This is a genomic window from Pseudomonas sp. KH_050, from assembly GCF_057838875.1.
This window is the reverse complement of sequence record NZ_CM174478.1, coordinates 2,127,278-2,138,658: the sequence shown is the minus strand read 5'-3', so window position 1 is coordinate 2,138,658 and position 11,381 is coordinate 2,127,278. Positions and strand designations below refer to the sequence as shown.

The 11,381-nt window shown below is 58.8% G+C and carries 9 protein-coding genes and 1 pseudogene; 8 read left to right on the top strand and 2 right to left on the bottom strand.

The genetic code is table 11. The features are described 5' to 3' along the window. Positions 1-50: 50 nt before the first annotated feature. Positions 51-1,448 (bottom strand): NarK family nitrate/nitrite MFS transporter, encoded by a 1,398-nt coding sequence (locus tag AC3IUA_RS09850; protein WP_489360416.1) that lies wholly within the window; start codon positions 1,446-1,448, stop codon positions 51-53. Next, positions 1,426-2,730, bottom strand: coding sequence for an MFS transporter (locus AC3IUA_RS09845; protein ID WP_489360414.1), 1,305 nt, complete (start codon positions 2,728-2,730; stop codon positions 1,426-1,428). The genes AC3IUA_RS09850 and AC3IUA_RS09845 overlap by 23 nt, the downstream gene beginning before the upstream one ends. A 327-nt stretch (positions 2,731-3,057) precedes the next feature. Here AC3IUA_RS09845 and AC3IUA_RS09840 point away from each other — a divergent pair, with 327 nt between their 5' ends. The 8 genes and pseudogenes from AC3IUA_RS09840 to AC3IUA_RS09805 all read left to right on the top strand — a co-directional run bounded on the left by AC3IUA_RS09840 (position 3,058) and on the right by AC3IUA_RS09805 (position 11,337). After that, a complete protein-coding gene (locus AC3IUA_RS09840) occupies positions 3,058-4,860 on the top strand; it encodes a HAMP domain-containing protein (RefSeq protein ID WP_489360413.1) in 1,803 nt (600 codons plus the stop codon). Continuing rightward, entirely contained in the window at positions 4,857-5,504 is a 648-nt protein-coding gene (gene narL / locus AC3IUA_RS09835) for a two-component system response regulator NarL (protein WP_489360411.1), read from the top strand. Before AC3IUA_RS09840 ends, narL begins: the two co-directional genes overlap by 4 nt. Positions 5,505-5,590: 86 nt before the next feature. Then, positions 5,591-6,268 carry a Crp/Fnr family transcriptional regulator gene (locus tag AC3IUA_RS09830; protein WP_489360409.1) on the top strand — a complete coding sequence of 226 codons (678 nt, stop codon included), beginning with the start codon at positions 5,591-5,593 and terminating at the stop codon, positions 6,266-6,268. Positions 6,269-6,353: 85 nt separating this feature from the next. Beyond that, positions 6,354-6,764, top strand: a complete 411-nt coding sequence (locus AC3IUA_RS09825) for a putative zinc-binding protein (RefSeq protein ID WP_489360407.1) — start codon at positions 6,354-6,356, stop codon at positions 6,762-6,764. A 115-nt stretch (positions 6,765-6,879) separates the two neighbouring features. Then, a pseudogene (locus AC3IUA_RS09820) lies at positions 6,880-7,041 on the top strand (transposase); the annotation flags it as partial. A gap of 992 nt (positions 7,042-8,033) precedes the next feature. Further along, positions 8,034-8,747: a ThiF family adenylyltransferase gene (locus tag AC3IUA_RS09815; RefSeq protein ID WP_489362294.1), complete on the top strand. Its 714-nt coding sequence runs from the start codon at positions 8,034-8,036 to the stop codon at positions 8,745-8,747. Between the two features lie 46 nt (positions 8,748-8,793). Further along, entirely contained in the window at positions 8,794-10,098 is a 1,305-nt protein-coding gene (locus tag AC3IUA_RS09810) for an MFS transporter (protein WP_489360405.1), read from the top strand. Positions 10,099-10,146: 48 nt separating this feature from the next. Beyond that, positions 10,147-11,337: a spermidine synthase gene (locus tag AC3IUA_RS09805; RefSeq protein ID WP_489360403.1), complete on the top strand. Its 1,191-nt coding sequence runs from the start codon at positions 10,147-10,149 to the stop codon at positions 11,335-11,337. Positions 11,338-11,381 lie beyond the last annotated feature (44 nt).

Genomic DNA, 11,381 nt, shown 5'->3' with positions numbered 1-11,381 from the left:
TTGTCGCGGAGTCTGTGCCCCGCCCACGCAACGGTTGAATTCGGGTCGGCTTAGCAGGGTGTCGCGGCGCCTTTGCGCGCGTACCACCACCAGGTCACCACAATGCAGCTCAGGTAAAAGCCGACGAACATGTAGAAGGCCATCTCCGGGCCACCGGTCTGGGCCATCGAAGTGCCGAAGGATTTGGGAATGAAGAACGCGCCGAAGGCACCCATCGCCGAGCTGAAGCCGAGCACTGCGGCGGACTCCTTGCCGGCGTTCTTCAGGGCTTGTTCACGAATGGCCGGCGGTTGCCCGGCAGACTCTTTTTCATGCTGGGCGCGGAAGATCACCGGGATCATCCGGAAGGTGGAGCCGTTGCCGATGCCAGTGGTCACGAACAGCAGCATGAACATCCCGAGATAGCCGTAGAAGTTGCCAGGCTCACCGTTCTGCGGCAGGAAGTGCATGACCCCGAAGACCATCACGATCATCGCCACGAAGTTCCACAAGGTCACTTTCGCGCCGCCGAGTTTGTCCGCCAGCCAGCCGCCCAATGGACGCACCAGGGCTCCGACCAGCGGGCCGAGGAAGGCGAATTTCAGGGCGATGACATCAGGGAATGAGGTCTTGATCAGCAGCGGAAAGGCCGCGGAAAAGCCGATGAACGAACCGAAGGTCGCCAGGTACAACCAGCACATCAGCCAGTTGTGCTTGCGCTTGAAGATCACCGCCTGTTCGCTGAACGAAGCCCGGGCGCTGGACAGGTCGTTCATGCCGAACCAGGCAATCAACGTCACCGCGACAATGAATGGCACCCAGATGAACCCGGCGTTTTGTAGCCACAACTGGCCACCGTCCGGCAGCACTTGCGGCGATCCGCCCATGAAGCCGAACACGCCAAAGGTAATCACCAGCGGCACACAGAACTGCATCACCGAGACGCCCAGGTTACCCAGCCCGGCATTCAGGCCAAGGGCCGTACCCTGCTGGGACTTGGGATAGAAGAAGCTGATGTTGGACATGCTCGAGGCGAAGTTGCCGCCGCCAAAACCGCAGAGCAAGGCAATCAGCACGAACACGCTGTAAGGGGTGCCCGGGTCCTGTACCGCGAAGCCCATCCAGAGCGAGGGCAGCAACAGCGACGCGGTGCTCAGGGCGGTCCAGCGACGGCCACCGAAGATCGGCACCATGAACGAATAGAAGATCCGCAAGGTGGCCCCGGACAGCCCCGGCAATGCCGCCAGCCAGAACAACTGGTCGGTGGTGAAGCTGAAGCCGATGGCGTTCAAGCGCACGATCACCGTGCTCCAGACCATCCACACGGCAAAGGCCAGCAACAGCGCGGGAATGGAAATCCACAGGTTGCGCGTGGCGGTCTGTTTGCCGCTACGCCCCCAGAACGCTGGGTCTTCCGGGCGCCAGTCATGAATGACCGGGCCTGAATCAGGCTTTTGCAGAACGGACATGTTCTTCTCCTATGGCAATGCTGGAAATCGGGGACGGGGTCAGCAGCGGCGCTTTACCAAGCAGCGGGCTTTTGCGTATTTCGCTGAAGTACATCCAGGTGAGGGAGACCCAGACCACGCCGTACATCAACATGAAGCAGGAGGAGCGCACGCCGGTCAGGTCCACCAGGGCGCCGAACAGAATCGGCAGGATGAACCCGCCCAGGCCACCGGCGAGGCCGACGATGCCGGACACCGCACCCATGTTTTTCGGGTAGTCGTTGGCGATGTATTTGAAAACCGAGGCCTTGCCGAAGGCGAAGGCGATGCCCATGACGAACAGCAGCACGGTGAACAGCGTGGCGTTCAGGCCGATATGAAAATCCAGCGGGCCATTGATGGTCTGCACTTGCAGTTGGGTCTGCGGATAGGACAGCAGGAACAGGCAGACCCAGCTCACCCACAGCACCCACCAGGTCACGCTCTGGGCGCCCCAGCGATCCGACATCCAGCCGCCGACGGCGCGCAGCACGCCGCCGGGCAGGGAAAAACAGGCTGCCAGCAGCGCCGCGCTTTGCAGGCTGAAGCCGTATTCCTGCACGTAGTACTTGGTCATCCACAAGGCCAGGCCGACGTAGCCGCCGAAGACGATCGAGTAGTACTGGCAGTAGCGCCACACCGCCGGATCCTTCAACGCGCCCAGTTGCTCACGCAAGCTGGCGCCGGTGGCACTGCGGTGCCCCTTGTTTTCTGTGGTCAGGAACCAGAACAGCAGCGCGGTGGTAAACAGGATCGCGCTGAAGACTTTCGGCACCAGCTGCCAGCTGCCGGCAGCAATCAGTGCCGGCGCGAGAAATTTGGTCACCGCCGCCCCGGCGTTGCCGGCACCGAAGATGCCCATGGCGAAGCCCTGGTTCTGCTTGTCGAACCATTTGGCGACGTAGGCAATCCCGACTGAAAACGAGCCACCGGCCAGGCCGACGAACAAGCCCAGCACCAGGAACTGCCAGTAGGCGGTGGCGTGGCTGATCAGGTACAGCGGCGCCACGCAGGTCAGCATCAGCAGGAAGAACACGCTGCGCCCGCCGAAGCGGTCGGTCAGCAGGCCCAACGGCAACCGCACCAGCGAGCCAGTCAGCACCGGGGTCGCGGCCAGCAGGCCGAACTGGGTTTCGTTGAGCTGGAGTAGCTCCTTGATCGGCACGCCGAGCACGGCAAACATCATCCAGACCATAAAGCACACGGTGAAGGCCAGGGTACTCATACCCAGCACCAGACCTTGTTGTACGCGCGGTTCGGCCACAATGTTCTCCAGTCAGTTAGCCATGGCCGCAGACTAGAGAGACGAACCCCGGGAAAACTTGATCCACGTCAACGAAGCCCAAGGCGGTATAAGCCTATGCTGGCCCTGTCTACCTCTAAGGTGGTAGTCCCCAAAACGAACAAAACCCTTTATTTATCAATTGATTAACCTTGTTTGCCGAGGCTTTTGCCGACACGCAGCGGCCGACAACTCTTTGGAGGTAGTGCGCCCGGGATCGGCTGCAAAACCATTGCCCGCCTTCAACCTGGAGCTGCACATGCACTATTCGCTCAGCCACAACCTGCCCATTGCCCCGGATCGACACTGATGTTGAACTGGCTGCGCAGCTCCCTGCCCGCTCGCGCCGGGCTCGCGGTGATCCTGATCGCCGTACTGGCCCTCGCCAGCTCCCTGAGCGCCGGCTTGATCGCCTGGTTCAGCCAGGGCGACGCGGCGGCGATCAACACCGCAGGCTCGGTGCGCATGGAGACCTATCACCTGAGCTGGAAACTGGCCTCGGGCGCAACCGCCGAAGAAATCGCCAGCATCACCCACAGCCTGCAGCGGCGACTCGACAGCCAGTCGCTCAAGGCGGTACTCGAAGACGGCCCGAACACCTCGCTGCAGGCCAGCTACCAACACATCCAGCAGCACTGGAACGACAATTTGCGTCCGGCACTGGAGCGCGGCGATTCGGCGCTGTTTCAGGCCAGTGCCCTGCCCTTCGTCGAACAGATGAACCAGTTCGTCAGCCTGTTGCAGCAACAAAGCGAACACAAACAAGGCTGGCAGCAGGCGATCCAGGGCATGGCCCTGTTCACCACCATGATCATTCTGCTGATCGGTTTGTACGAGTTGCAGAACGGCGTGGTCTCGCCCCTGCAAGAGTTGGTGGACGCCACCCAGCGCTTTCGTGGTGGCGATTTCAAGGTGCGGGTCAATCATCAGTCGCAGGATGAACTGGGCCAGTTGGCCATGAGTTTCAACGCCATGGCCGAAACGATCGAAGACTCGCACCGCACCCTTGAGAGCCAGGTCCAGCAAAAGACCCTGAACCTGCAACAAGCCAATGCGGCCCTCGAGCTGCTGTATCAAAGCAGCCGCAGCCTGGCCACCCGCCTGGCCAACGCCGAAGGGCTGGACGAGTTGATCCGGCGCTTCCAGCAGCGCCTGCCCGGTCTGCGCCTGTTGCTGTGCCTGCAAGGACAACTGCAGGCTCCGGCCTCGCAATTGCTCGCCCTGCATGGCGAGAACAGCCGCGAGGTCTGCGCCAGCAGCGATTGCGCCACCTGCGAGAAGCACCACACCGCCAGCCCGCAAACCTTCAGCATCAGCAACCAGGGCAATGAACTGGGCGAACTCAAGGCGCATTTTGTCGACGGTCACCCGGCGCAAACCTGGGAAACCGAACTGATCCAGGCGCTGGCCAACCTGATCGGTACTTCGCTCTCGCTCAAGCGCCAGCGTGAACAGGACCATCGCCTGCTACTGCTCGAAGAACGCACGATCATCGCCCGCGAACTGCACGACTCACTGGCCCAGGCGCTGTCCTACATGAAGCTGCAAGTCAGCCGCATGCAGACCCTGATGCGTCGTGGCGAACCGGTGGAAACCCTGGAAACCGTCACCGCCGAACTGCGCGAAGGACTGAACAATGCCTACCGCCAGTTACGCGAACTGCTGACCACCTTTCGCTTGCAGATTCACGACGCGGGGCTGGTGCAGGAACTCGAGGACACCGCCCAGGAGTTCTCCGGCCGGGGCGATTTCCAGGTGCACCTGCACGTCGATTCGCTGGCCTTCGAGCTGTCGGCCAGCGAGCAAATCCACCTCCTGCAAATCACCCGCGAGGCGCTCTCCAATTGCCTGCGCCACGCCCATGCGCAAAACGCCTGGCTGCAACTGCGGCAGGAAGGCGAGACCGTCAGGCTCTCGATCGAAGACGACGGCCGGGGTTTTTGCGGCGATGTCGACCAGCGCGAACACCACGGCCTGAACATCATGAATGAACGTGCTCGCAGCCTGCGTGGCGAACTGCAGATAGTTTCCCGCACGCCTCAGGGCACCCTCGTCCAACTGGAATTCCAACCGGAATTTCTCGGACAGCAAACACAAGGTAGCGTGTCATGACCACTCCCCTGCAACACCGAATCCTGCTGGTAGACGATCATCCGATGATGCGTCACGGCATCCGCCAGATGCTCGAACTGGAAGAAAATTTCCTGATCGTCGGTGAAGCCGGCAACGGTGAAGAAGCATTGACCCTCATCGAACCTCTGCAGCCGGACCTGGTGCTGCTCGATAACAACATGCCGCAGATGAATGGCCTGGAAACCCTGCGTCACTTGCGGGCCATGAACTACCACGGAAAGGTGCTGCTGTTCACCGTGTCCGACGCCGAAGACGATATACGCGACGCGTTGCGGCTGGATGCCGACGGCTATCTGCTCAAGGACATGGAACCCGAGCTGTTGATTCAGTACATCCACGATGCCCTGAACGGCGCACTGGTGATCAGCCCCGGCCTGACCCGGGTCATGGCCCAGGCGCTGCGTTCACCGCCACGGCTGGCGGTGGTCGAACTGACCGAGCGTGAGCGCCAGGTGCTGAAAACCATTGCCAGCGGGTTCAGCAACAAAGTCATCGGCCACAAGCTCGGCATCACCGAAGGCACGGTCAAGGTCCACGTGAAAAACCTGCTGCACAAACTCGGCTTGCGCTCGCGGGTAGAAGCTGCGGTGTGGGCCATGGAGCATCTGCGCAGCGCGAGCTGACGGGCATCTCTCTTTCGAGGTAGACCTGCGGAGGCATAGGCCGAAGGGTCCGCTCGCTCTACCATGACCATCAGCGGAGGTACGCCATGCTGACCCACCCTTCAATCGTTTTAATCTTGCGCCGTCACCATCTGTTCAGCCAATTGCCGGAAAAGGTCTTCCAGGACGTCTGCGCCCTGGCCAATCTGAAACGCCTGAGCTGTCATGGCACCCTCATGCATCAGGGCGATCCGGCCAAGCGCTTTTTCCTGCTGGTCAGCGGTCAGATCAAGCTGCATCGGGTCACTGGCGAGGGCCAGGAAAATCTGGTGGAGATCATCCACGCCGGGCAAACCTTTGCCGAAGCCTTGCTGTTCAGCCAGGCCCGGCTCTACCCGGTGAGCGCCACGGCGCTGAAAGACAGCGTGCTGGTCAGTATCGAAGGCGCTCACTACCGCACAGCCCTGGAGGACCAGCCAAAAATCTGCCTGGCGATCCTCGCGAGCATGAGCATCCACCTGCACCAGCGACTCAAGGACATCGACACCCTGACCCTCGCCAACGCCAGCCGCCGGGTCATCAACTTCCTGTTCCAGGAACGCGACCCCGTCAGCGGGCATATTGTCCTGCAGGTGTCCAAACGCCTGGTGGCCTCGAAACTGGGGATCCAGCCGGAAACCTTCTCGCGGATTTTGCATCGCCTGGTCGAGGGCGGCCTGATTGCGATGGAGCGGCGCAACATCCGCATCCTCGCCGAAGAAGACCTGGCCGCTTACCAGCAGTAGCCGTGCACCGCGCAGCCTTGACCATGGTCAAGGCGCAATACCGCCAGCCTTGCACACTGACAGAGTCCATCTGTGGAGAACCCTCATGTCCGATTCAACCCTGCCTTTGGTCTACTCCTGTTCCGGTTGCTCGAACGTTGCACAGCTGGCCAACACCCTGGCCCTGCGCCTGGACCGCGCCGGCCTGGCGGAGATGTCGTGTATCGTCGGAGTCGGCGGGCACGTGGCGCAGCTGGTCAACAAGGCGCGCTCGGGACGACCGATCCTCGCGCTGGACGGCTGCCCGCTGCAATGTGTCGAAGGCTGCCTGAACCAGCACGGCCTGCACGCCGATGTGCACCTGATTCTGAGCCAGCATGGTTTGCGCAAGCGCTATGGCGAGGACTGCAGCGAGGAGCAGAGCGATGAGTTGTTTGAAGAGGTGAAACGGTTGATTGGTGGGGGGGATCTTGAGGAAGAGAACCTGATGGTCGATGCCACCGAGACGGTGGTTTGAGAAGGCAGTGCCAAACACCGAACCTGTGGCGAGGGGACTTGCCCTGCTGGACCGCGAAACCGGGGGAGATGCGGCGATAATGCGCGCGGGGTAATCCGTCCGATTACCAGGCCACAGCACACCCGCCGGACTGGATTTGCATGTGATTCTGGATAACAGCTCGACCCACAAGACCGCTGCCATCAAGCAGTGGCTGGAAAAGCATCCTCCTTTCAAATTGCACTTCACACCGACCAGCGCGTCTTGGTTAAACGCTGTGGAAGGCTGGGTGGAACAAAACGGCTGAAGCCATCATCAGCTCGGTAGTTGAGCGTGATAAAGAATAAATCAATGGATTAACCGCTCAGGCCACTAGGACGTGGATGGCGCGGGATTAGACCCATTACCTCAATAAAGAAATTACTGCGGGGCATTGTCGTACAAAGAATCAGAAACATCCTACGCAAATCTCAGCACAAATCGATGGGAATGTAGGAGGAGACAATCTGCCTTCTTTCAGGGACCCGCTCAACGAGACAGGCTCAGAAAGTATCCATTGCTCCCCAAACCCAAAATTCAAAACTCAAAAAACACCAAGCCTCATTCAAACCGATGTACCCATCCCGCAATCGCATAACCCATCGCTATTTATGCGAGGGGTGCACAAGCGCTTTGCGACTAATGCTTCAAGCAACTCGTCAGCACTTCGCAGAGATATAAAATCGCAACATCTTGAAACCAATATTGGTTTGACGTGAGCTCCACTACTTGCAAAACCTTATAGGTGTTGCGCAACAACCTTTCTCAAACGCAATGCTACGGACAGGATAAATAAAATAGACTCCCTAGTTAATGATGTAACCTTCGAGCTTGAACTGGACGCAGAAACCGCGGAGAAGTTCTCCGTCATTCTGAACGATGAAAGCCTGAAGCACGCCGGTTTTGTGGCACATCAGTCGAACCACAACGTGTTGACGCTGGCTCTGGCTGAAGACGTTAAAATCGCAGCCTGAAAAAACGGGAGGGAAATTATTCCCTCCCGTCTACTATTGTGCCGAACATGATGCTTGCTTATACCGTTCATCACTCAGAGGTGACCCTTTGTGCAAAGGCTTAGTTCGAGCCTTCGTCGCCGCAGTGCCGAAGAAACATTAAAGATCATCGTCAACGATATAGCCCCGCGCTTGGGCATTACCCGAGTGACCGACACAACCTGGCTGGACCGCATCGGTATTCCGGTGTTTGCCAGTATACGACCCGATGCATTGAAGGGTTCTCTGTGCGTAAACGCTGGCAAAGGTCTCAGATCAGCAGAAGCCAATGGTCTATGCCTCAATCAGTCAGTTCGAGGGGCAGGTGTCGGTATTTAATTATTACAACCGGCACACCCAACAACGGGGGCCGTGCTTCCGGGATCTGTTCGAAACACCGCCGCCACCGCACTTGACACAAAACTGTTCGGAAGCGGGCGTTCTTGGCGTCATACCTGGCTTGCTCGGTTGCTTTCAGGCCAATGAAGTACTCAAGCTCATCCTCCGTGCCGGGGAGCCCTTGAGCGGGCAATTGTTGTCTATCGACTGCCTGGACAACACCTTCCACCTGTTGAACATCAACAAAAAAACACGGGACCGGCCCCCTGCGAGAACGCTTGGCGCTACGACCACGCCTGCGTGGCGCGACAGCGACTGGCTGTCACCCGACACACTGCATGACTGGATAGCGACACAAGCGCCATTTCAATTGGTCGATGTGCGCGATGTCAGCGAGCATCAGCAAGGTTCGCTGGGCGGCAGACTGATTCCGCTCAAAGACATCATCAAGCGCCAGGAAGAACTCGATACCGCCCGCCGAATCGTTTTCTATTGCAAATCCGGCGTCAGGAGCAAGGCGGCCCTGCTGGCAGTTCGCACCGTCAGCCAGGAAGCGGAACTCTATAGCCTTGAGGGTGGCATCGAGCGATATCTGGCGATTTTCCCTGATGAATGTTACCCCGTCGTTTTTTGAACGCCCCTGATTGCGCAGTCACCCTATCCGGATCAAAGGTACGTCAATGAGTGCAAATTTTTCAGGCATTACGTGGGGCTTTCCCGGCATCGACCGGCGTCTGCTGAAAGTGCAATTCAGCTTTTTGCTGATGGTTCTGGGGGGGCGGTGCAATCAACTGGCAGTGGCCTGGTGGGCCTTGCAGGAAACAGGCTCTGCGCTCTATTTTGCCAATATGATTGCCTGTTCCATCGCGGCGGAGGTGTTAGCCAAACCCCTGCTGGGATGGCTGGGGGACAAGTACAACAAAATCCTGATCATCAAGCTGGCCTCATGGATCAGCCTGCTGACAGCGCTGTTGATGGTGGTGCTGTCCGTTACGGGGTCGTTCAACCCCTGGACGTTGGGCGCACTAATGATGATCAGCAGTGCGATCGTCGGCGTGCGCGACCCTCTCCAGGCGTCGATCATTCCTTTGTTTGCAGACGACGATAAAGTCTCCCTGGCCTTTCGGACCAAAAGCGTGATGTCGTCCTTTTCCATTCTGCTGGGGCCGGTACTGGCCAGCGGGTTGATTTACGGGTTCGGTATCACGTTCGCCTTTGCCGCCGATTTTTTTGCGATTCTCATCGCCGGGGCGTTGATCGCGACCATCCCGAGCCACATCGGTGCCACTGGCCAAGGCGAAAAAGCCCCGGGTGCCAGCGGCTTCAGCATGATCTATTCAGGCTTCAAAGTGGTGTACGGAGTGAAAGTCGAATTTTACCTGGCCATCATCGCAATGCTGATCAACTTTGCCCTGTTTCCGTTCTTCACCATCCTGATCCCACTATACGTAAAGGACGTCATCCAGTACCCGGTCACTTACATCGGTCTTCTGGATTCGTGCTTCGGGCTGGGCATTCTGGCGGGCAGTTACAAGATCATCGGTTGGTTATCCGACCGGGTCCCCCGTGACATGTGTGTGTCCGCAGGTTTTGCATTACTGGGGTGCAACCTGGTGGTAGTCGGCACCGTTTCATCGTCGTTCATAGTGCCCGCGGCCTTTTTCTGCGGCGGCGTCGGCCTGATGTTGATCAACATCCCCACCTCCGCTGTGAGGTTGCTGGCGACGCCCAAGCTCCATCGCAACCGGATTTTTGCCACGGTTTCATTTCTGTCTGCGGCGGCCAGCCCCTTGGGCAGTTTTGCGATGAACACCCTGATCGCCTATCTGGGGGTCGCACTGACAATCACGCTGCTGGGCGTCATGGTGCTGCTGTTGTCTCTACTGGTCTTTCTAGTACCCGATTTCAAAACTTTCATGCGTTCCCCGGATACGCAGCTCAATGATGCCTACCTGGACAAATACCCTGAAGCGTTTGCGCACTGACGTGCCTCGCCGTACACCCGCCTCTTACAAACGGAGTTGCCTTTCACCATGCCGGACTTCAAGGATCGATCTGAATCTGCTCGACATGAACAGATCTTCTGCGGCCAATATTATGACGACATGGGCTGTACCGGTTTCCTGGGGGATCCGTCCAAGGATCGAATCTCGGTTCTGATGCTGGGGCTTTCGGACGGAGTGGCGCTGGCGCCGATCGCAGCCAGCACCAGAGTGGCCAGTCTGTTGGCCGTTGATCTGGACGAGACCGCACTCGTGCACAGCCTCGACAACCGGAACCGACTTGCAGCGCATATCGACTTTGACAGTGTGGTCGCCGATGCCGCGCACTTTCTAGTCGTCACCCCCGACCGGTACGACGTCATTATTGTCGACCTCTACACCCAGAGCGGTTATGCCCCGATCGTGTTTGATCACGGGTTCCACCAACTATTGAAGAGCCGCCTCAATCCCCTCGGTCATGTGGTGTTCAACGGTTTTGGCGTCCCCATGAACCTGGACCCGTTCAACGGCCCTGCACCCCAAGCTTGGCTCGCCCACCGCCTGAACGACAGCTGGGGCGACATTCATTACCTGCCCCACCGACGCAATGCGACGTTCATTATCGGCCCACCGCCATCAACCAAACCGCGCACCGCACCTGCCCTGGAGTCTTTATGCGCCAGTGACCGGCTCTTTATGGACATCATGAGCCTTCGCCTGCGCTATCTGACACCCACGGTTATCCGTTACGCGCCGCTTGCGCCCCCGGCGCTGGACTTCGTCGGGATTGATCTGGAGGTGCAAAAACGCTGGACGGACTCGTTACCGGCCTTGTCTGCGCTGCTTCCTGCCTCGCTGAAGCTGAGCAGGCCCAACGATCTTCGCGTGTTACTGGATGACCCGGACGCTTGCCAAGCGCTGCAAGAGCGATTATTGAAGGACAAATCGTCACTGCGTACCACGCTGGCGTTGCTGATCGCAGGCGAAGTCAACTTCTCGGACCGCGATATGTCATGGCTCCCCGACTGGGTCGTCGCGACACTGGAGAACAGCGTCGAGATCCACCCACGAGACTGGCTGGAGGGTTTATTCCCTTACGCCTATGGCGTCATTATCCACAGAACCCGGGGAGATATGTCCAAAGTGGAAGGTTTTCGACGGGCGCTAGCCCGATTGTCACCGAGTGTTTCCCTCACGCCCAGCGATAATGAACCCACAAGCGCTTACGAGCGGAGGTGGTAGGGCTTACGTTGGATTTTGGTTCCATTGTTCCCCAAACCCCGGCC